The following is a 19,759-nucleotide window of genomic DNA, read 5'->3' as shown; positions in this document are numbered from 1 at the left end:
GGTAATGAACTCTTGGAAATTCCAAGATTGAACACCGCTAATCAGCGGCCAAAATGTTGCTTGCGCAACTCATAAAAACGAGGCAACCACAAATCAGATTTTTTACCACGTTCAGAAATAGCTTCATCCATTAGTGGCAATAAATCAGCCGAGCCAGATAAAATTGATAATTCACGATCAAATTCACGCCCGTAATTCATACGGCAAACAGTAGATAAATGTTGTTGTTTATACAGAAATTGGCGTGAATCTTCGCCAAAATGAGAAACAAGATCATATTCAGCAGACGTTAGTTTCAGGCCATTAACGTACTGGTCACGATTTGCGCGAGGATTCGGCAATAGAATTTGCGTTGCGCATTGTTGAATCAATGCAGGTGCAATTTCAGAATCAAGATAATCTTCTGGCGATTGTGTTGCAAAAATCATTACACCATTGCGCTTACGAATTGTTTTTAATTTGTCAAATACCCAATATTGCAATTGCGGGTGTTGCAGGAATTGCCAAAATTCATCCATATAGCACTGGAAACGGCGACCATCAATAATTGATTCCATTCGATAAATCAAATGTTCGGCAAGCAAACCGCCATAATTTTTATTATTAACAAACTCAGTACCATCAAATGCAATATTTGATGAAATATTAAAATCCAATGTATCTTTTGGATTGTCGAAAACAAAACCAAAACGATTACCATAAAGCCACTTTTCAAGGCGGCGAACTAGCGAACGCTGTTTATCTTCTTTGCTACCACCCTCAGTAATATTTTGTGAAAGCGTAGTTAAACGGCGCAGATGTTTAGGCATATCCATAACAGACCGCACAGCTTCATCAATTTGCTGTTCTTCCAATGGGAAAAGCACCGGATTAGCTTCATCAGTGACAAGGCCAGCCACAAAACGATTCAGGTACTCAAGATTTGCAGGCGTAGGCTCAAGACCTTGAAACGGATTAATACCTGTTGGTTCACCAGCAAGGAAGCGGAAATATTCGGCATCATTCGCACGACAAACCAATTCCATACCGCGATCTTTATCAAAGACCACAGTAGAGAAACCATCCGGCGAATTCAGTTCATATTTTTGCGAATTGCAATAAAGGGTACTCAAAAGAACGGTTTTACCCGTACCAGATGCACCGTTTAACATTGTGTGAGCCAGAGGCTTTTTATCTTCTGAATCTTCATCAACTTTTGTTGAGTGAAAATTAATATAAACCGCATTTTTTGATGCACTTTCAGTCAATAAAACAGCCTGACCCCAAGGGTTTTTATCGCGCTTGCCGCTTGCAAAGTTATGGAAAGACATAAGGCCAGCGAAATTGCGGCTTGTTAAGACACAATTGCGTAAGCGATATTTCCAATTTGTCGGGAGTTGCGCCAGGTATGGGGCAATTGTTGCGCGATCTACTTTCGCAACAACAAAACCTAATTCTTCAATGGCCGCTGCAATCTCATTGCGGTTGATTGTGCAAATCTCAGGTGTATCGGCCAGAACAAGCATACTAAAATAATATTCGCCCATCAGGATTTCACCGGATGCACAATCATCAATAGCTTCGTTCAATTGCTCAATTTGCGATTGCGCCCCATCTTCTGAGTTTTGCATTTGACGCTGTGTTTTTTCGAGAAATTCAACACCGCCACTACGCGACATAAACGTAAACGAATGGCACATGATGTATTCAGCAGCTAAATACATTGTAATGTTCAAAATACCCGCCTCAGACATTGACGGATATTCTTTAAAATCTAAAGCTTGCGCATATCGAGTTTGTCGCGGCGTACTCACACGGATTGTTTCAGTTCCGGCCAGAACATGAGCATTATTCAAATACTCATAAAGTGGCTTTTTAGGCACTCGCACACGTTGCCATTGGAAAGTAAGCAGAAAATGGAAGAATTCAAGACCTTCTGAAAATACGACTTTATCGCCAAATTCATCAAGCGTATAGGTTGTTAATTCTTCAATACCATAGCGTTTAAATGACTGGAGGCATTTGTTACCAATTTCATCTAATGCTTGAATGTGTTGCTCAAACTCAGAAATCAATAATTCACGATTACCTTTTAATGATTTAAGGCGCATTTTTGATGCAGTATCACGATAAGGCTTGTAAACAATTGCAATATACAATTCATTTACAAACAATTCTTCTTCGCCAATCTTATCATTGTATTTTTGGCAAAGGTCGCGGGTGAAATTAGTTTTAAATTCACCATCCAATTTATCATGGCGCTTTGTGCGCAACTGGTATTGCCACAAGGCGACAGTAGGCGCACCAATTGACTTATAAAATGTATGTAGCGATTCAATCCGTGATTGAATATCGACAGCATCAGCAGATTCATGCGCGATACCATCTAAACGATATAGACGAATAAAACATTCGTCTTTAGTTTTAATTGTGTTGTGATTGTAATGCGACGAAAACGGAATGTAATCGTCTAGCGTTTCACCTTCCATTGCAGCAGCAACGTGCTTTTCAATAGGCATGTTCATCTTGTTTTTTACCTCGTTATTAAAAAATCAAGGGCGGCACTAAACGCACCGCCCTAGCTTTGATTAACGCTTCTCGATTCGCTTATTGCTGATAGCAGAGTAAGAGTGCATACCATCCCAATAAGTTTTATGCTTTTGCCGCACACCAAGCAATAAACTAACACCGATAATTCTAAATGATTGATCGTCTTTTTCTGTAATTAGACGCATTGCAAAAACTGCAATTGGCGCAAGAATCATAAAGAAAAACGAAAACCAAACAGAGAAAAGAACCAGCCCACAAACTACAATAAAGAACGGCACTAGCGGCACACCGAAAACCATAGCGGGGCGAGTCGCCCCTTTAAAGATCGGGTCTTGTCGAATCATTAATTAACCCAACAGGAATACAGCCAATTGACCAGCGCCACCGATCAATAAGCCAGCAGAAACGATTTTGATAATTTCTTCTTTTTCTGCATTTTTGAACAGGAATTTATAACCCGCCCAAATAATAGCAATCGTTACAACGGCGATAGACGCGCCATTTAACACGCCTAAAATGTTATCCAAAAACGTGTTTACTTTTTCCAAACCACCAGCAGCTTGAACTTGTACGGAAACACCAGCTACAGCCAGCATTGCCGCAACTTTTGCTGATACGTTTTGAACTTTAGTTTTTGCAGCTTTGAAAAATTTACGCATTTATGAAAATATCCTGTAGTTAGTAAGTGCAACGTAAAACGGTAAGCTTTCCCCTGACCGTTGCCAAATTATACCATTTTGGTCGTAATGTGCAACGAGCTTGATACATAACTTTTCATTTGTCGCATATCCGCACAAACGCATATTTTTCATGTATTTATTGAGATTTTCGCTTGCTTTTTTTTATCCAATTACAAATAAAAAAAGGCCAGCGTAATGCTGGCCTATCAAGTCGTCGCACTTCAGGGATTCTATTTAAAAACTGGCTTACCACCTTTATCTTGATAGGATGATTTGCAGCCTTCGGAATATCCGGTACAACCCCAAAACTTGCCCTTGGCGCTGTCAATCAGTCGCAAGGGTTTAGCACACTTCGGGCATGCGTACTTTTGAGAGGCCGGAGCTTGAGCCTTTGGCTGTTTGGGTACAGGCTTGCCCTTTTCGTCATTCATTGAAACCTTGCAACCTTCTTGAAAACGGCTACAACCCCAAAAATGACCATGTTCACCCTTCATACGGCGCAAGGCCGCGCCACATGCAGGGCATGGGTGAGCAATTACCGCCGTTTCAGTCGCTTTTACATGCTCAATTTCTTGGCGTAAACGATTATAAAGTCCTGTTAAAACTACGTTTTGCTGCAATTTGCCAGTTGCAATTGCATCAAGAGCTTCTTCGAGTTTGGCCGTATATAGCAATTCAACAAATGTAAACCGCCCGATCATAAACCCCATTAACAATTCTGCTACTGGAGTAGGATAAAACAGTTTCTTTTTAACTTCGATATACCCGCGATCAAAACACCCTTTTAAAATCGCCGGATATGTAGAAGGCCGACCGATACCCGCAGATTCAAGAGCTTTAATTAATGATGCTTCTGTATAGCGCGAAGGGGCGCTTGTCTTTTTATCCATAACGCGAGTTTTAATTGCAGGTAAAATCATGCCTTCTTTCAATTCTGGTATTTCAGGAGTATCGCCCTTTGCTTCTGCATTTTCATTATCATCATCAAAATCATTAGGCGTTACTTTTCGCCAACCAGGACTAATTAATTTACGACCATTGGCCTTAAATCTATAAGTCGAATTCAAACCTTGAGCTTCAAGGACAACTTCGGTAAGGCTATAAACCGCATCTTCGCACTGCGAAGCTAAGGCACGAAGCCAGATCATTTGATACAGCTTCTTTTGATCTTCATCTTCACCAGCAGACATTACGCTGATTGAATACGGTCTAATCGCTTCATGGGCTTCTTGCGCTGAGTCTTTAGACTTGAAACGGCGAGGCTTTGCAGGCACAGCTAAACCCTTAGAAACCGCAAAATCCCTAATCAATTCGGCCTGTTCAGGCTCAAAATTTACGCTATCAGTCCGGTGATAGGTAATCGCGCCAAGTTCAAATAATTTTTGCGCCAAAGCAGCACTATCGTTTGATGTGAAACCGAGCGTAACCGATGCGGCCTGATAAAGCGTACTGGTTGAAAACGGGGGCGGCGGCGCTCTACGCGCTTCTTTTCCCCTTGAAACGGAAACAACTTTAAACTGTTTTGCCGATGCCGCTTGCTCTGCAACGCGGCGGTCAAGCAAGTATGGCGATGAATCGGCAATGTGATCTGCAACAATTAATTCAGCAGTCCACTTTGGGGCAAACTCAGCTTCTGCCGAATAATGGCTAGTCGCTTTAAATGCTCTAATTGCCTTTTCACGATCTAAAACAAGGCGTACCGCAGGCGATTGAACACGGCCAGCAGACGCATTTTGCACACCGGATAAGGATTGAATTAAAGGCGATACTTCATAGCCGATTAGCCTATCAGCCAATCGTCTTGCCTCTTGTGCGGCAAACATTGCAAGATCAATTTTTCTAGGCGATGCAATCGCCTTTTTAATTGTATCTTCTGCAATTGCATCAAATGTAATGCGGTGATAGTTATCTTTAAGTTTTAATACTTGTTGCAAATGCCATGAAATCGCTTCCCCTTCTCTATCGGGGTCTGTCGCCAGATAAACCACATCAGCGTTTTCAACATCAGATTTAAGACGCGCCACAATATCTTTTTTATCGGAATACACCTGATAAGTCGGCTTGAAATTAGTTAGATCAATCCCCATACCGCTTTGCGGTAAGTCACGAATATGGCCGCGACTTGCGCGAACTACCCAACCATCACCAAGCATTGCACCAATTTTTTTTGCCTTTGTCGGGCTTTCTACGATCATTAGATTCGGCATGATTCTTTTTCTTTAGGAGCTTGGAAATTCCAAGAAATTAAATAATTTCAATCTGAGCAGCGATTGAAACACGGTATGTTTTGCCGCAAGCATCACATTCATGTTCATCACCTCTTGGGTCTTTAATCCAGTTTTCTTGTTCCGCATTGCATGCCGGACATTCAATAACCAAAGCCGAAGCCTTAGCTTTAAATACAGATACCGTTGAATCTGAATTGCTCATAAATTCACCTATGCAATATTAAAAGAAACCGTTTCCGATACTGAAAATGAATTACCACATTTACCGCAGTTACCTTGCAATCCTTTTGGATTTAGATTTTTACAAACCAAACGGGTTAAACAATGAGGGCAATTCATAACGACTTTAAATTCATGTCTGGAAAGAAGATAATCAACTTTATTGATTACTCTATTCATTTTCAAAATACCAATTTTCGTTTTTGTTCAGGCAAATTCTTATGCAATATTGCATCATCTTGACTTTGGCTTTGCGGTTGTACCGCTTGCAACATAACAGGCGATGCCGATTCAAGAACGATAGGCGCATTGTTTTGCGCAGTTTGATTTGCCGTTGATTTAGGGCGACCAGAAACAGGGATTGAATTAGGTACAGAGCTTGGGCTTGCTTTAACTGTGAGTGCTACAGGTATCACTTGCGGCACTTTAATTGCCGTAGGGGTCACAGAAATGGCCGCAGCAACGACTTTATCAGCATACGCTGGCTGACCTTTAAAATCGGGCTTTAATCCGGTTGTGAAATTACCGGAGTAATAGCAACTAAATGCGGCCTTTAATATATCGTCTTGAGATACACCTTTAGGCGTGAGTTTCTTTGAAGCAGATGTATAGCAATCGGTCAAAATTCGACCGCCGCCCTTCATATTGTGACAAGCATCAAAAGCGGTTTCATAAGACAAACCAAGCGATGCCAGGTTATAGCGGTTCACTTGGCTAATACCAAGTGAAAAATTATAACCCAAACGCTCTAATTCTTTAGCTGTAGCTACCGCTTCAACTAAATTCTTAGGCTGGCGCTCTAAACGGCCTTTAACTACGCCAATAGCGTAAGGGTTATATTGTGATTCGACCTTAACAACAGCCGCCATTGTTTGGGGGTGAACATCGGGGCGCACTGTTGCGCCAAGGCCATGAAATCCATTTTAATCTTCGCTATTGCTATTTACACGTTTGAACAATTTACCTTCAATTGTTACATCAACTGTAAAACCACCTTGATACGCCGATTTAACAACAACATCATCAACAACCATTACAGTTCGATTAATGAATGTTGAATTGTTACCGCATTGATTAGCGCAATTTGGATTCTTTACAATTGAAAAATTTTGAACAAATGTTGCAGACACTGGCTTTTTAACGCAAATCATTGATGGATATTCTTTTCGCCCATTTTGACCGCCAGAATAAACACCTTTTAATTCACTTCCCATATAAACAGGAATGTTATTGCTAACATTTCCATTTGGTAAGCGGTTTTGTGCAAATAATTGCTTCGTAGTCGCATAAGCGCCATTTTGAAGCACCTCAAAACCTTCATCACAAAGCGGATATTCTGCGTTTGACAGTTCGGCACTATTACCAGCACCGCCCATTACGCACGTTGGGAACGCATGACCTTTTGCTAATTCTTTCCAAAGCTTTTTAATTGGGGGTACACATTCAGAAACGGCAGTTGCGCCGTTGGGATTGCTTAGACATAAAAGAACCTCACAACCCCAGTCGTCTGCATGAGCAAAAGGAACTGCGAGAAGTGAGGCTGTTGTAAGGATTGCGGCTAGTTTCTTCATTTACGGTTACTCTCTCAGGTAAGAAGTAACCGCTAGTGTATCAGGTTTGCTACCAAATTATACTATTTTGGTTGCGTTTGTTGCGGGGTAAATACAAGTTGTATTGTTGGGAGTTCACTTAGTTCCGATGCTTCTTGCGTGAAAAAAAAGCGGTGCATATTCAGTTTGTATTTTCTGATTTCAGGCGTGATCGAGCGAAAATGCTTCAACATTCGGTCAAGATCGACAAATGTTCGGGCTTCATTTTGATTTCTACGAGTACACAAAGCCAAAGGATGCCTAGTCCAAGAAATTATTGCGTCCACGACAAATTCAGTATTTTCAAGTTGAGTAATTCTTAATTCAAGGACTCCCCCCGCTTTAGAGACTTTCGCCAATTGAACATCAGTTATTGTTTTTTTATCTTGCCATTTAGTTAGCATCTTTTTTGCCCTGTATTGCCGCGTTTGCGCTTGTTATTTTAGATTCCTTGCCACAAGTTGCTTATAAGTTTAGATCAGCGATGATTAAAAATGGTGTTGGATTATGACCAAAATATGGCATTTTGGAAATAGGTAATAATTTATTGTGGGGCGTTCGCTACGCGAAACCTACCTTGCCCTATGGGTCAAGCCAAGCCAAGCCAAGCCAGCTTGTCTTGCTGGCCGGAGGCCACTAACGGCACTCGCCCTTGCGTCATCCTGCCGCTTAATGCTCAAAAGCAACTTATCCACAGATTTAGGCGTTAATTCTTACTGCGCAAAAGATCGAAACCCGATCTACACATACCGAAACCCCGATCTACACATACCAAGACCCGATCTACACATACCAGAGGCCGATAAGCAGGCACTTAGAAGAGGCAAGGGCGCGAATTATTACAAAACTAAGCATATTTCAGTTGTTTTTCTGACTCAATCAGTTAGAAATTGTGGGTAACTTCACAGAAAAAACCACACAACAAGTACATGAAACCCGATCTGCACATACCAAAACCCGATCTACACATACCAAAAGACCCGATTTACACATACCATGAAACCCGATCTACACATACCGAGACAGCATAAAAATGTAATAAAATCATATAGCTATAAAACCGTAACCGCGCATGCGTTTAACTTTAAAACTATTGTTATCTTTTAACCTGAAAAAACCCCGAAAAACTAAGCAAAACAGAGAAAAAACAGATCAAGTAAGGCCAAAGAGGAAAGACCACAGGAAATAATACCAACGCCTTACAAAAAGATCATCAGGCAAAGTAAATCAATAGGGAAAACCCTTGAATAAGTAAGCTGAACTACCGATTTACACATACCAAGTAATCTTAAAAATCTACCGATCTACACATACCAGCTACCGATCTACACATACCAAAGACCGATCTACACATACTCTAAAATCCGATCTACGCATACTAAAATACCCGATCTACACATACCAAGAAGCTATTTATAAGTAATTAATTCAAAAGGTTACAAAACCGTAACCGCGTGCGTATAACTGCCAACTATTGTTATCTTCTTATCCTATTAACACCGCACATTCACCAGCGCGAAGGCATGGCCTTGCCATGCTGATACTTAATAGGTAATTGACCATTTAAAACCAATGTTTTTAGGATAAGGCGAAGGGTTTGCTTTCTTACTGAGTGCTTGCGCCTTGCGCATTAGTATATCTATCTACATTTTCTAATAGTTTAAAGCTATTGTTTCAGGTTTTAAGAGTTTAAGACATTTTACTACATCTTGATTAACCTTAGCTTAAGTGGGGCTACCCGCCCCTACCGCAAAGCTTCCCCCGCTCAATTTCCCGCATAGCCTGGGGGCTATGCCCTCTTGTTTTGGTCTTGCAAGGCTTGGCAAACCCCTTTTTCGTCGGGTTCTACTTCTTGCCATTATCAAAGCATTTAAACATGATGTGCGCTTTTACGTTTATTGCAAAAACTAAATCAGCAAAGTATCTTACTTTGCAAACGGCTTGGGGCGCTTACGCGCCAGATGAAAGCACCAAATTTAATTTTGGTGTTTCACCTGAAATTAAACTTAATTCTGACAAATCAGAATTATTACTATTGATAGACCAAGCCAGAAAGATGAATAAAAATAGATTTAGAAACAATGCAGATTTAATATTCAATGAATTGATTGCAGCAAATAAAGAAAATCAATTTAATTAGGGGGAAATAATGAAATCGCAAGACGAACATCAAGAGCGAGAAAGAAGGCAAAGAGAGCCGATACCAGATCGAACAGACAGACGATAAATTAAACCCGCGTGTGCGGGTTTTTTATTTGCCATAAGTTTATGAAAATTATTGTCTTTTCGGATTTTGGAGAGGTTGCCTAGCGGCAACACGCACCTTGCCCGATGGGTCAAGCCAAGCCAGCTTGTCTTGCTGGCCGGAGGCCACTAACGGCACTCTCTCTTGCGAACTCCGTTCGCTTTCAATGCAAAGCCAGACTTGCAGCACAAAAACAGAACGACAGATAAAAATAAATCAGACCATACGACAATTTAAAAACAGACTAGCGGATATAAAACAAGCAGACCAAACGATAAAAAAGAATCGGCCTAGCTGATTAATAAAAGACCGATGGTCTGACAATATGAAGGCGTTTGATCTGTTTTTATTTAGGCTTTTGGTCTGACTGAATATTGTCATTTCTTGGAAATTCCAAGCCGCCCTTGGCGGTGGCGCTACGCGCAAGGCGCGACCCCTAGCCTTTGACTGTAAACCACCCCTAACACCCAAAATAACCACCCACCTATCAGCATGGCAAGGCCACGCCTACACCCTGTTAAAGCGGCCTAAAAAGCGCCAGCTCAAAGGGGCTACCCGCCCCTACCGCAAGGTTTCCCCGTTCGCAGGGGCGCAGGCTTCCCCCGCTCAATTTCCCGCATAGCCTGGGGGCTATGCCCTCTTGTTTTGGTCTTGCAAGGCTTGGCAAACCCCCTTTTTCGTCGGGTTCTACTTCATTCGCTGGTGTTTCGCAGCCCTAGATTTATCGCTGGCCGCGCCTGATTAACAAGTACCGCTTCGCTCAAGCTCTACACCCGTTCGCGGCTTCGCCTTGCGCATGCGGCTTTGATCTTGTCCTTGTCAATCCGGCTTATCCGGCCAGCTTCAAAACGGGCTAACCGCGAAACGCCAGTCCGAAGTGAAGTGATAACAAACCCTCTACAAAAAAGGATGCCAAACCATGCAAAATCAAAATTCTACTTCCCGCTCTACTACCGAACCGAGCAAAATGATGATCTTTGAATTCTTAAATTCAGATAAAGGCGTAATGTCTTTTTGTGTTTTGGCTCTTGCTGTTGTTGTTCGTTATTTCTAATTGATAGGGGTGTTGAAAATGAAATCAGTTCACATTGCAAAAATTGGTGAAAATAGAAATGCCCCTCGCGTTTGGCTTGAAGGTGGAGCATTAAAAGCCGCAGGTTTTGAAGCTGGAAAGCAATTTGATGTTTTGCTGGATAATGAAAAAAAATCAATTCGTTTGACTGTATGTGAAAACGGTACGCGCATTGTTTCTATGAGAAAACGGAACGATAAGGTTGTGCCAATTATTGATATTAATGCAAGTCAGTTGCTAGAGTGTTTTTCTGGCATGAATTCGGTAAAAGTTATTTTTGATAACGATACAATTTATATTGTACCCGTACCATCAGAAAAAAAACGGATTGAAAGAGAATCGCGCTTGATGGAATTGATTAAATCAGGCCAATCAATCCCTTGCGGTTCAATTAGTCATGGCGGTGGAATTTTAGACCATGCTTTACATTCTGGTTTTGAATCAGTAGGAATTAAAACAAAATTGGTATGGGCTAATGATATTTCTGCTGAAATGTTAGAGCATGCACAAGAGCATAATTCTTTATGGGATAAAAATACCGTATCGCTGGCAATGCCAATGCAAGAATTAGCATGGGATTTTGATACCTTGAACGCATTACCTGAAACGCTATTTTTAGCGGCAGGTATTCCATGCCAAGGCGCAAGCGTAGCAGGCCGCGCAAAAAAAGGCACTGCATGCGCTGAACAACATGAAAGCGTGGGAGGGCTTGTCGCTTCTTTTCTGGCTATTATTGGAAAATTAAACCCATCAATTTTATTAATTGAAAATGTTGTACCTTATCAATCTAGTGCGAGTATGTGGATTATCCGTAATCAATTAAGAGATTTTGGCTATACATTACACGAAGAAATTTTAAATGCCGATGATTGGAATGTACTTGAAAACCGTTCGCGGTTATGTGCAATAGCGGTATCTTCTGGATTAAATTTTAATTTATCTGATTTAAGCCGACCAGAAAAAGAACAAAAAAGACTTGGTGATATTCTTGATGATGTGCCACTTGATGATTCAAGATGGTCTGAAATGAAAGGTTTGCTTGCAAAGCAAGAGCGAGACATTGCAGACGGTAAGGGTTTTCAGATGCAGGTTTGCGATGCTGAAAGCGTGAAAGTGCCGACAATCGGCGCAGGGTATGCCAAAGTGAGATCAACTGAGATCAAAGTGCGCCACCCCGTTAATAAAAATTTGATGCGCCAAGTCACAGTTAAAGAGCATGCACGTTGCAAAATGATTCCAGAAACGCTAATTTCTGATAATGTTAGCCTTACTTTTGGTCATCAGCTATTAGGCCAAAGCATTTGCTACCCCCCTTTTGTAGCTGTTGGCGAATTGATAGGTAAATGCCTGTTGAATTTGAAAAATGTATTTAAAGATGTTCATGTTAAATCAAATTCTAATGCGGCTTATCAGGCTGAATTGTTTTAATTGATAGCGCCGTTTATTGGGCGTTATGTGATTTATATCACGAAGCATTAAATTAATACGGTTATTTGTTTTTTATTTACTATAATTAAGTTGTAAATAATTTCAATTGAAAGGGGTCTATCATGGTATCAAGTAATGTTGTAATGTTTCCGAGAAAAAACATGAATAAATCAAATACTACAAAGCGCGTCAATCCAGTGGCTAACAATAAACCACTAGAAAGCAAAATTAAAAGCAATGGTTTTTCTGATAAAGCCGCTGGCTTTGGTCGTGATCTGTTGAAGATTGTACGTTATGTTATTTTCTTTTCTTTGATGGTTTTGCGCGTACCGCTTACTTTTGTTTCACATATCGCAATCGGTTTATCATTTATCATCATTCCAGTGGCTTACTTTGTTGATGCACCGAACAAAGTAATTTATTTCATGCTTGGTTTTGATGTAGTTTTGTTTGGCCTGATGTGGTTTTATGATTCTTTGTTGTTTGCGGTTTCACCTGAAAAAATCATACTTGGCGGCGATGCAGGCCGTTACAATTAATATGTTTTACAAGTCAGTACGAATTAAAGGAACTTACAAAGTTTCTCGTTTTCGCGTGACCGGAGAAGGCAAGGAATTGTGCAAGTATGCAAGTGAAAAAAACGAAGCTATCGCAAATAATTACTTAATTGAAAAACTAGAATCCAGCCTTGCAACAAGGTACTTAAAGCCGAAAAAAGCGAAAAATAAAAAAGGTGATGTTCTTGCGACATTCACCTTAATTTGCGCTGATGGTTCACCTTCTTATATTGGTGTGCAGCATCTTAAAAATAGAAATACTGTATATATTCGTGTAGTCGTCGGGCAGGCCGAAGGCATGAAAAGGCAGACGCATAAAATAAATTTAAGCAACGGACAATTTAAAACCGTTTATGGCGCATTTTTAGCGGCTATTAATTGGCTGTCTTTATTCTTGAAGCTGAATAGCAGGCAGAAACAAAGCATTATTGAAACATGGCCGTATTTTATAAAGAAATATGACCAACTCAGTTTTGCAAAAATTCCTTTGGTTTAGCGCAAGGCGCGACCCCTAGCCTTTGACTGTAAACCACCCCTAACACCCAAAATCACCACCCACCTATCAGCATGGCAAGGCCATGCCTACACCCTGTTAAAGCGGCCTAAAAAGCGCCAGCTCAAAGGGGCTTGCCGCCCCTGCCGCAAGGCTTCCCGCGCAGAAAGCCGCACAGCCTGGGGGCTGTGCATGTCTGATTTTATACAATCCGACTAGCGGATATTTTCTTATCATGCTATTCCTATGTTTTTGGCGTATAGTCTGATTAATAGTTGTCAGAGCTTGGAAATTCCAAGCTTTTTACTTCCTGATAATTATTTGTGTAGTCTGCTTGTTTTTAATCAGTCTATGCAATATAATTACTATAAATCTCATGGGGTTAATTATGATTGTTCGATTGCAGGGGCGTAAATATCAGGTGATTCGCTCAGTTTATGATTCAGACTTGAAGCGTTGCCGCCAAAAAATGATTGGCTCTTTTGATTCATATTTGAATTCGTTTCCGTCCTCGATTATTGATCTTCTGACGGATGATGAAAAAATTGAAGCCGAAAAATGGGGCAATGAAAAAACCGCATCTCACAATCGCTCAATGAAGTTTTTTGCTATTTCTAATGCGCCGGAAAAGTTCAAGCAACTTACTGAATTAGTGAGTTCTACAGACGCAGATACGCAGGCACAGGTAGACAAATATCTTGAAGCAATGCTTGTCAATGTGGATTTGCTACGCAAAGCCTTGAAAAAGCGCGAAAAAGCAAAAAAATCTTTAAGCGTTAAGGCCGAAGCAGAGCAATAAAAAAGAAAGCCCACGCATCGGGAGTGCGCAGGCTTTGGGGTCGTCACTATCATTAGGGTAAATAATAATGAATACAAATAATAGCACAAGCGCGGAAAATCCTGAAAGTCTTATACAACTTGATTTGTTTGATGCTTGCTTTACCGATCTTTCGCCAAAGAGCGACCTTAGCACCTTAATTGCGCCTTTCTTTTCGATTAGCAAAGACGTTAGATACAACCTCAAGCCGCGTAATTATTTCAACCCATCTACAAAGTATCGCGTTCGGGTTACGCCAAGCGAAAAATACGGTTGCGCTACAATCTTTGACAAAGAATTAATCATGTTCGCATGTTCGCAATTACTTTATGCGCGAGATAACGGCCTACCCGTTTCACCTACTTTATTAATTGATACGCATAAATTTCTTGTTTACGCAAAACGCGGCGATAGTGCTACCGCTTACTCTAATATTTTTAAAACTATTATTCGTTTGCGCCGGACTTTTTATGAAACAAATATGCCTTCTAATGGCACAATTAATATTGGCGAATTCTCATTAATATCTGAGTTCGACTTAGTTGATGTTTCTTTAAAGTCAGACATTGAGCAGCCTTCTTCTAATGATGGTTTAGTTTCGCCTGATGATGTTAAATCAATTCGCAGCTTTAAAATTACGCTTTGCAATTGGCTTTATAATCATTTGACAGGTGAAAAAGTTGAAGCTCTTACGATAGATGAACAATTCTTTGATTTGAAATCAGGCTTTGATCGTCGTTTATTAGAAATTGGCTCTAAACATTTAGGCGCACAAACTATTTTTGTTATTGGTCTTGATAAATTGCATCATAATGTTGGGTCTGCGCGAGATATTAAATTCACTAGGCAGGCTGTAAGAGAAGCTATTAAATCAAAATCAATTAATAACTTTAATGTGGCATTTGATGCAAAATCAGATAACGTGGTTTTTTATTGTAAAGATAGTCGTCGTTTTTCTATGTATTTACTTGAACAACAAAAAACTAATGGTCAGCGTGATTGCCGCTGGTATGACAGTTTAGAACGTAGCGATAATGCTTAATTCTATCAGCATGGGGGAGGTTGCTACGCAACACGTACCTTGCCCTTCGGGTCAAGCCAAGCCAGCTTGTCTTGATGGCCGGAGGCCACTAACGGCACTCTCCCTTGCGAACTCCGTTCGCTTGTAAATTTGATTTGATGTGATTTTATTTTTAAAAGGAATGTAAAGCATGAGTGATTTTATTCAAGAAAACGAAGAACTTTTTAAACTTGCAACAGTAGTTGCTAACACAGATGATGAATCAAAAGAGTTAATAACTCTTGTGGCTGATTTATTAAAAGTTCAAGATAAGCACACTAATGATTTAGCCGCAGTGTCTTTTATGCCTGTTGTGAATAACAACCCAAACCCATATCAAAAACGAAAATGCTTAAACAACATTGTTTTCGCAATGGGCGAAAACGCAAGATTAAGTCACCAAATTAAAACAACGATTGTTGATGCTTTGTACCCCAATAACCAATCATCACCATACACGCAACGACTTGGCGATATTACCGCTCAATATATGAGAGCGGCACAATGGTACAAAGATACATTTGATGTTAGCTATATTAATGATGTTTGCGCCAATCCAAACAGCAATTTAATTAATGCCGCCCCTAAATTGCTTGAAGTGGCTCAAGCAATTCTTGCTGATGATCTTCGCTCTTACTTGCCTGATGAATACATCACCAAAGTACGCGCAGCCATTGATAAAGCAATTGGATAACATCAAAATAAATCAAAAAGAAAAGCCGCGCTATGCGCGGTTTTTTATTGGGCGCAGCTCAAAGGGGCTACCCGCCCCTACCGCAAGGTTTCCCCGTTCGCAGGGGCGCAGGCTTCCCCCGCTCAATTTCCCGCATAGCCTGGGGGCTATGCCCTCTTGTTTTGGTCTTGCAAGGCTTGGCAAACCCCCTTTTTCGTCGGGTTCTACTTCATTCGCTGGTGTTTCGCAGCCCTAGATTTATCGCTGGCCGCGCCTGATTAACAAGTACCGCTTCGCTCAAGCTCTACACCCGTTCGCGGCTTCGCCTTGCGCATGCGGCTTTGATCTTGTCCTTGTCAATCCGGCTTATCCGGCCAGCTTCAAAACGGGCTAACCGCGAAACGCCAGTCCGAAGTGAAGTGATAACAAACCCTCTACAAAAAAGGATGCCAAACCATGCAAAATCAAAATTCTACTTCCCGCTCTACTACCGAACCGCAGCAAAATGATGTACTTGAACGGCCTGAATTCAAACACCCTACTTTTACGCCTTGGCAAGCTGCGCTTATGGGCTTGAAGTTGTGGATGCCTAAAGCCCAATTGGGCGCGATGGTTGAAGGTTTGCGTAGTCGTGAAGAAAGACAATATTTTCGTGATAAGTCGCTAGAAATGGCGGTTCGTGTTCTCGATATGCCTAAAACATACGAGCAGGACGGCAAAGGCGATGCAGCCATTGTTTACTTGCATTATTTCATTGGGGGCTTTGATTTTTACATTACAGAAAAAGACGTTACTGATGGAGTTACGCAGGCGTTTGGTTTTGTGAATTCGCTCGATTGCGGCGAGCTTGGCTATATTTCCATTACAGAAATTGTGTCATGCGGTGCAGAGCTAGATTTGTTTTTTGAGCCTACCCCGCTTGCAGAAATCAAGAAAAAACACGGCATACCGCTTGCCGATTCTGATGATTAATTAATGCGCGAAAGGGGCTTATAGCCCCTTTCCTTATTTTTAACCCGAAAGGAGCATAAACAATGCAAATTAGCTGCAAATGCGGCCATTGCGCCGATTTTGAGGACTTTACAAAGACTTTAACGGGCAATCTACCATTAGGGCAGTTCCAATGCCCGAAGTGCGGTAGAGCGTGGCGACTGGTTCAAGATCAAGCCGCGCACATATCAAAATATGGGTTCTATTACCCGCCGACTGTAAAGATAGAAGGTGCGCAGGCTCAAATCTAAAAATCGCGCCTTGGCCGGAAACCCCGCCCGACCAAGGCGCTATCATCATCCTTTTTGCGGTTTGAGTGGATTTTATTGTGTCGCTGTATTTATGACAAAAAACAACCAGACTACGCGAGCATATAAAGACAGAATAGCGGATACAAAACAAACAGACCAAACTATAAAAAAGAATCAGCCTAGCTGATTAATAAAAGACCGATGGTCTGACAATATAAAGGCGTTTGATCTGTTTTTATTTAGGCTTTTGGTCTGACTGAATATTGTCATTTCTTGGAAATTCCAAGCCGCCCTTGGCGGTGGCGCTACGCGCAAGGCGCGACCCCTAGCCTTTGACTGTAAACCACCCCTAACACCCAAAATAACCACCCACCTATCAGCATGGCAAGGCCATGCCTACACCCTGTTAAAGCGGCCTAAAAAGCGCCAGCTCAAAGGGGCTACCCGCCCCTACCGCAAGGTTTCCCCGTTCGCAGGGGCGCAGGCTTCCCCCGCTCAATTTCCCGCATAGCCTGGGGGCTATGCCCTCTTGTTTTGGTCTTGCAAGGCTTGGCAAACCCCCTTTTTCGTCGGGTTCTACTTCATTCGCTGGTGTTTCGCAGCCCTAGATTTATCGCTGGCCGCGCCTGATTAACAAGTACCGCTTCGCTCAAGCTCTACACCCGTTCGCGGCTTCGCCTTGCGCATGCGGCTTTGATCTTGTCCTTGTCAATCTGGCTTATCCGGCCAGCTTCAAAACGGGCTAACCGCGAAACGCCAGTCCGAAGTGAAGTGATAACAAACCCTCTACAAAAAAGGATGCCAAACCATGCAAAATCAAAATTCTACTTCCCGCTCTACTACCGAACCGAGCAAAATGATGGACTTAAAAATCGGTGAAACTGTAATTCATGGCCGTACTGGAAAACCTGTAAAAATTAAGCGCGTTGCAAATGGCGTGGTTGATTTTGACGGTGCGGTAAGTGGTTTTATGACTTTTGGCGCTGTTGTGAAAGGTGGTCTTTTGAAGGGGGGTAATGTATGAAAACCGTTGATATGTTGTCGCGTGATGAAAAATTGGCGCTGATCTTTAAGCACACCCACCACGATTACAAATCGCACACCGATGGAGTTAAAGCCATTCTGGTTTGTCGTGGCGCTACTGCTATCGTTCCAATGGAGCAATTAACTGATGCTGAAATTGCGGCGCGTATTGATTATGCGGTAAACAAAGAAAACAAACTAAAACGGCGCTAAGGCAAAGGGCGAAAGCCCTTTGTGGTGAAAATCACACTTTTATGCTATCTGTTTGTTTTGTGTTTGCTATCTGTTTGTTTTGTGTGTATTATTAAATCTCTCTCTTCTGATGCTGGAGCTTCAAAATGCAATCAAATATGTTTATCGGTCGTCTTGCTGCTACCCCTGTTATTTCTGGTTCTGGTGATCGTGCGGTATGCAAGTTCACGCTGATTCAAAATGTTTACGCTGGTAAAGATGATTCAGGCGCAGCGCGTGAAAAAACGGTTTCTTTGCAATTTACTGCTTTCCGTGGTCGCGGTGAAGCAATTGCAAAAAATTGCATGAAAGGCGATCAATTGATCGTGAATTACACAATTGATAATAACAATTACAAAAACGGCAGCGGTGAAGATGTTTTTGGTTACAACTTCAATGTGCAAGAATTTGAGTTTGGCGCAGCAGGCGCGGAAAAACGCAAACAACTGAACCAACAAAGCAGCAACGGCGAACAAAGCCAATCAGCAGGCGCTAATGCTTATCAACAGGCCAAAGGCTAATGGCGATTGATAAGGCCGCTTTTGATAAAGCTAAGGCCAGCGCAAGCCGCTGGTCTGACAATGCCTTAGATTGTGCCTTTGCCGTATTGGTCGAAGGGCTTGGTACAAAAGAAGCGGCAGCCAAGTTTGATCTAAAGCCACAGCGCGTTACAAACATTAAAAGGCTTTTTTTGGCGCTGGTGAAAAAGCAAGAGCTTGAAGAATTTACAAAGAAACACCCTAGCCTTTTAAGTTTTCAGGGTGAAGTAAAACGACTACGGGAGTCGGGTTACGCAAATTCTCAAATTCTTCAATTTTTGAAAAAAGCCGGTATCGAAATTACAGAAGCCGAATTAATTAATTTTTTAGGGTAAAGAAAAAATGAAAACTCTTGTGGTTACAAATCGAAAAGGCGGCGTTGGTAAATCAGCCGTAGCTGGCCAGCTTGGTTATCACCTTCATTTGCAGCGCGGCCTTCGCGTTTTGGTTCTTGATTTTGACCATCAGGCCAATTTGTCAAAAGCATATAAAACAGGCGGCATTGCAAAACTAGCTAATTTTGGCGCGGGTGATCTGATTGCAAATGGTGCAAATGGCAAATCTTTGCCGGACAACACAGGCTTTGTGATTGTTACAGCAGACAACGACAAATTGCTTTGTCTTGAAAGCCAAGCTGAAAAACATGCGCAATTTATCGTAAATGTTCGGGCTTTCTTGAACGCGGTAAGTAATGAGTTTGATATTTGCATTATTGATACAAACCCTAATCCTGATGTTCGCGTACAAATCGGTTTAAATGTTTGTTCGCATGTTGTCAGCCCTATTGATTTGAACCAAGAGAGTATCGACGGTATTGGAGGCCATTTGCAAGATGTTACTTTGGCCTTGAAAACAAACAAGGCTATGCAGCATCTTGGCTTGTTACCGACCAAAGTAGAGCCTACCCCGTTTCAGAAAAAGAACCTTGCAAGCATCATTGCACAACGCGGGAAAATGCTGATGAAACGGAATGAAACGGCATTTTGTTTTATTCCTTTGCGCAGCAGTATTGCCAGAGCGCAGGCCGAAGGTAAGCCAGTTTGGAAGTTGGATTTAACGAGCGCAAAAGACACTTATAAAGAAATTGCGCCAGTATTTGATCACATTGCAAAAGAAATGGGGGTTTAACCATGTT

Annotated in this window: 22 protein-coding genes; 14 read left to right on the top strand and 8 right to left on the bottom strand. The window is 41.6% G+C overall.

Annotation, left to right across the window (positions count from 1 at the left end):
- Positions 1-41: 41 nt before the first annotated feature.
- The 8 genes from C1H71_RS20010 to C1H71_RS19975 form a co-directional block, all read right to left on the bottom strand.
- Positions 42-2,504 (bottom strand): VirB4 family type IV secretion/conjugal transfer ATPase, encoded by a 2,463-nt coding sequence (locus tag C1H71_RS20010; RefSeq protein ID WP_130108366.1) that lies wholly within the window; start codon positions 2,502-2,504, stop codon positions 42-44.
- A gap of 63 nt (positions 2,505-2,567) precedes the next feature.
- A complete protein-coding gene (locus tag C1H71_RS20005) occupies positions 2,568-2,873 on the bottom strand; it encodes a type IV secretion system protein VirB3 (protein ID WP_130108365.1) in 306 nt (101 codons plus the stop codon).
- Positions 2,874-2,876: 3 nt separating this feature from the next.
- Positions 2,877-3,188 carry a TrbC/VirB2 family protein gene (locus C1H71_RS20000; protein WP_130108364.1) on the bottom strand — a complete coding sequence of 104 codons (312 nt, stop codon included), beginning with the start codon at positions 3,186-3,188 and terminating at the stop codon, positions 2,877-2,879.
- A 251-nt stretch (positions 3,189-3,439) separates the two neighbouring features.
- Complete coding sequence (topA, locus tag C1H71_RS19995) at positions 3,440-5,416, bottom strand: type I DNA topoisomerase (RefSeq protein WP_130108363.1); 1,977 nt, start codon at positions 5,414-5,416, stop codon at positions 3,440-3,442.
- A gap of 37 nt (positions 5,417-5,453) precedes the next feature.
- Positions 5,454-5,639 carry a hypothetical protein gene (locus C1H71_RS19990; protein WP_130108362.1) on the bottom strand — a complete coding sequence of 62 codons (186 nt, stop codon included), beginning with the start codon at positions 5,637-5,639 and terminating at the stop codon, positions 5,454-5,456.
- A 199-nt stretch (positions 5,640-5,838) separates the two neighbouring features.
- Positions 5,839-6,552 carry a lytic transglycosylase domain-containing protein gene (locus C1H71_RS19985; RefSeq protein WP_262488484.1) on the bottom strand — a complete coding sequence of 238 codons (714 nt, stop codon included), beginning with the start codon at positions 6,550-6,552 and terminating at the stop codon, positions 5,839-5,841.
- Between the two features lie 27 nt (positions 6,553-6,579).
- The gene (locus tag C1H71_RS19980) at positions 6,580-7,227 is read right to left on the bottom strand and encodes a hypothetical protein (RefSeq protein WP_130108361.1); all 648 of its coding nucleotides are present in this window, start codon (positions 7,225-7,227) and stop codon (positions 6,580-6,582) included.
- Between the two features lie 62 nt (positions 7,228-7,289).
- Positions 7,290-7,649, bottom strand: coding sequence for a hypothetical protein (locus tag C1H71_RS19975; RefSeq protein WP_130108360.1), 360 nt, complete (start codon positions 7,647-7,649; stop codon positions 7,290-7,292).
- A gap of 1,472 nt (positions 7,650-9,121) precedes the next feature.
- Here C1H71_RS19975 and C1H71_RS19970 point away from each other — a divergent pair.
- The 14 genes from C1H71_RS19970 (at position 9,122) to C1H71_RS19910 (ending at position 19,752) form a co-directional block, all read left to right on the top strand.
- A complete protein-coding gene (locus tag C1H71_RS19970; protein WP_130108359.1) occupies positions 9,122-9,385 on the top strand; it encodes a hypothetical protein in 264 nt (87 codons plus the stop codon).
- Positions 9,386-10,409: 1,024 nt separating this feature from the next.
- Positions 10,410-10,544, top strand: a complete 135-nt coding sequence (locus C1H71_RS21725) for a hypothetical protein (RefSeq protein WP_262488483.1) — start codon at positions 10,410-10,412, stop codon at positions 10,542-10,544.
- An 18-nt stretch (positions 10,545-10,562) separates the two neighbouring features.
- Complete coding sequence (locus C1H71_RS19965) at positions 10,563-11,990, top strand: DNA cytosine methyltransferase (protein WP_130108358.1); 1,428 nt, start codon at positions 10,563-10,565, stop codon at positions 11,988-11,990.
- 161 nt (positions 11,991-12,151) lie between these two features.
- On the top strand, positions 12,152-12,529 hold the full coding sequence (locus C1H71_RS19960) for a hypothetical protein (protein ID WP_188053769.1): 378 nt from the start codon (positions 12,152-12,154) through the stop codon (positions 12,527-12,529).
- The gene (locus tag C1H71_RS19955; protein ID WP_130108356.1) at positions 12,510-13,043 is read left to right on the top strand and encodes a hypothetical protein; all 534 of its coding nucleotides are present in this window, start codon (positions 12,510-12,512) and stop codon (positions 13,041-13,043) included. The genes C1H71_RS19960 and C1H71_RS19955 overlap by 20 nt, the downstream gene beginning before the upstream one ends.
- A gap of 331 nt (positions 13,044-13,374) precedes the next feature.
- A complete protein-coding gene (locus C1H71_RS19950) occupies positions 13,375-13,839 on the top strand; it encodes a hypothetical protein (protein WP_130108355.1) in 465 nt (154 codons plus the stop codon).
- 67 nt (positions 13,840-13,906) lie between these two features.
- Positions 13,907-14,899 carry a replication initiator protein A gene (locus tag C1H71_RS19945; protein WP_130108354.1) on the top strand — a complete coding sequence of 331 codons (993 nt, stop codon included), beginning with the start codon at positions 13,907-13,909 and terminating at the stop codon, positions 14,897-14,899.
- Positions 14,900-15,068: 169 nt separating this feature from the next.
- Positions 15,069-15,611 (top strand): hypothetical protein, encoded by a 543-nt coding sequence (locus tag C1H71_RS19940; protein WP_130108353.1) that lies wholly within the window; start codon positions 15,069-15,071, stop codon positions 15,609-15,611.
- 435 nt (positions 15,612-16,046) lie between these two features.
- Positions 16,047-16,562 (top strand): hypothetical protein, encoded by a 516-nt coding sequence (locus C1H71_RS19935; RefSeq protein WP_130108352.1) that lies wholly within the window; start codon positions 16,047-16,049, stop codon positions 16,560-16,562.
- Positions 16,563-17,639: 1,077 nt separating this feature from the next.
- On the top strand, positions 17,640-17,855 hold the full coding sequence (locus C1H71_RS19930; RefSeq protein WP_130108351.1) for a hypothetical protein: 216 nt from the start codon (positions 17,640-17,642) through the stop codon (positions 17,853-17,855).
- Positions 17,852-18,067 carry a hypothetical protein gene (locus C1H71_RS19925; protein ID WP_130108350.1) on the top strand — a complete coding sequence of 72 codons (216 nt, stop codon included), beginning with the start codon at positions 17,852-17,854 and terminating at the stop codon, positions 18,065-18,067. The genes C1H71_RS19930 and C1H71_RS19925 overlap by 4 nt, the downstream gene beginning before the upstream one ends.
- A 125-nt stretch (positions 18,068-18,192) precedes the next feature.
- On the top strand, positions 18,193-18,606 hold the full coding sequence (locus C1H71_RS19920; RefSeq protein WP_130108349.1) for a single-stranded DNA-binding protein: 414 nt from the start codon (positions 18,193-18,195) through the stop codon (positions 18,604-18,606).
- Entirely contained in the window at positions 18,606-18,959 is a 354-nt protein-coding gene (locus C1H71_RS19915) for a hypothetical protein (RefSeq protein WP_130108348.1), read from the top strand. Before C1H71_RS19920 ends, C1H71_RS19915 begins: the two co-directional genes overlap by 1 nt.
- Positions 18,960-18,966: 7 nt before the next feature.
- Positions 18,967-19,752 carry a ParA family protein gene (locus C1H71_RS19910; protein ID WP_130108347.1) on the top strand — a complete coding sequence of 262 codons (786 nt, stop codon included), beginning with the start codon at positions 18,967-18,969 and terminating at the stop codon, positions 19,750-19,752.
- Positions 19,753-19,759 lie beyond the last annotated feature (7 nt).

It is taken from the genome of Iodobacter fluviatilis, assembly GCF_004194535.1.
Classification (GTDB): domain Bacteria; phylum Pseudomonadota; class Gammaproteobacteria; order Burkholderiales; family Chitinibacteraceae; genus Iodobacter; species Iodobacter fluviatilis_A.
The sequence above is the reverse complement of the archived record's forward strand: the minus strand, read 5'-3'. Positions and strand labels throughout refer to the sequence as shown.

Coding starts and splice junctions, on each gene's coding strand:
- C1H71_RS19925 (WP_130108350.1), top strand. CDS start 17,852: ATGAAAACCGTTGATATGTTGTCGCGTGATGAAAAATTGGCGCTGATC.
- C1H71_RS19910 (WP_130108347.1), top strand. CDS start 18,967: ATGAAAACTCTTGTGGTTACAAATCGAAAAGGCGGCGTTGGTAAATCA.
- C1H71_RS19940 (WP_130108353.1), top strand. CDS start 15,069: ATGAGTGATTTTATTCAAGAAAACGAAGAACTTTTTAAACTTGCAACA.
- C1H71_RS19990 (WP_130108362.1), bottom strand. CDS start 5,639: ATGAGCAATTCAGATTCAACGGTATCTGTATTTAAAGCTAAGGCTTCG.
- C1H71_RS19920 (WP_130108349.1), top strand. CDS start 18,193: ATGCAATCAAATATGTTTATCGGTCGTCTTGCTGCTACCCCTGTTATT.
- C1H71_RS21725 (WP_262488483.1), top strand. CDS start 10,410: ATGCAAAATCAAAATTCTACTTCCCGCTCTACTACCGAACCGAGCAAA.
- C1H71_RS19970 (WP_130108359.1), top strand. CDS start 9,122: ATGATGTGCGCTTTTACGTTTATTGCAAAAACTAAATCAGCAAAGTAT.
- C1H71_RS19955 (WP_130108356.1), top strand. CDS start 12,510: ATGCAGGCCGTTACAATTAATATGTTTTACAAGTCAGTACGAATTAAA.
- C1H71_RS19945 (WP_130108354.1), top strand. CDS start 13,907: ATGAATACAAATAATAGCACAAGCGCGGAAAATCCTGAAAGTCTTATA.
- C1H71_RS20005 (WP_130108365.1), bottom strand. CDS start 2,873: ATGATTCGACAAGACCCGATCTTTAAAGGGGCGACTCGCCCCGCTATG.
- C1H71_RS19915 (WP_130108348.1), top strand. CDS start 18,606: ATGGCGATTGATAAGGCCGCTTTTGATAAAGCTAAGGCCAGCGCAAGC.
- topA (WP_130108363.1), bottom strand. CDS start 5,416: ATGCCGAATCTAATGATCGTAGAAAGCCCGACAAAGGCAAAAAAAATT.
- C1H71_RS19965 (WP_130108358.1), top strand. CDS start 10,563: ATGAAATCAGTTCACATTGCAAAAATTGGTGAAAATAGAAATGCCCCT.
- C1H71_RS19930 (WP_130108351.1), top strand. CDS start 17,640: ATGCAAAATCAAAATTCTACTTCCCGCTCTACTACCGAACCGAGCAAA.
- C1H71_RS20010 (WP_130108366.1), bottom strand. CDS start 2,504: ATGAACATGCCTATTGAAAAGCACGTTGCTGCTGCAATGGAAGGTGAA.
- C1H71_RS19975 (WP_130108360.1), bottom strand. CDS start 7,649: ATGCTAACTAAATGGCAAGATAAAAAAACAATAACTGATGTTCAATTG.
- C1H71_RS19935 (WP_130108352.1), top strand. CDS start 16,047: ATGCAAAATCAAAATTCTACTTCCCGCTCTACTACCGAACCGCAGCAA.
- C1H71_RS20000 (WP_130108364.1), bottom strand. CDS start 3,188: ATGCGTAAATTTTTCAAAGCTGCAAAAACTAAAGTTCAAAACGTATCA.
- C1H71_RS19980 (WP_130108361.1), bottom strand. CDS start 7,227: ATGAAGAAACTAGCCGCAATCCTTACAACAGCCTCACTTCTCGCAGTT.
- C1H71_RS19960 (WP_188053769.1), top strand. CDS start 12,152: ATGAATAAATCAAATACTACAAAGCGCGTCAATCCAGTGGCTAACAAT.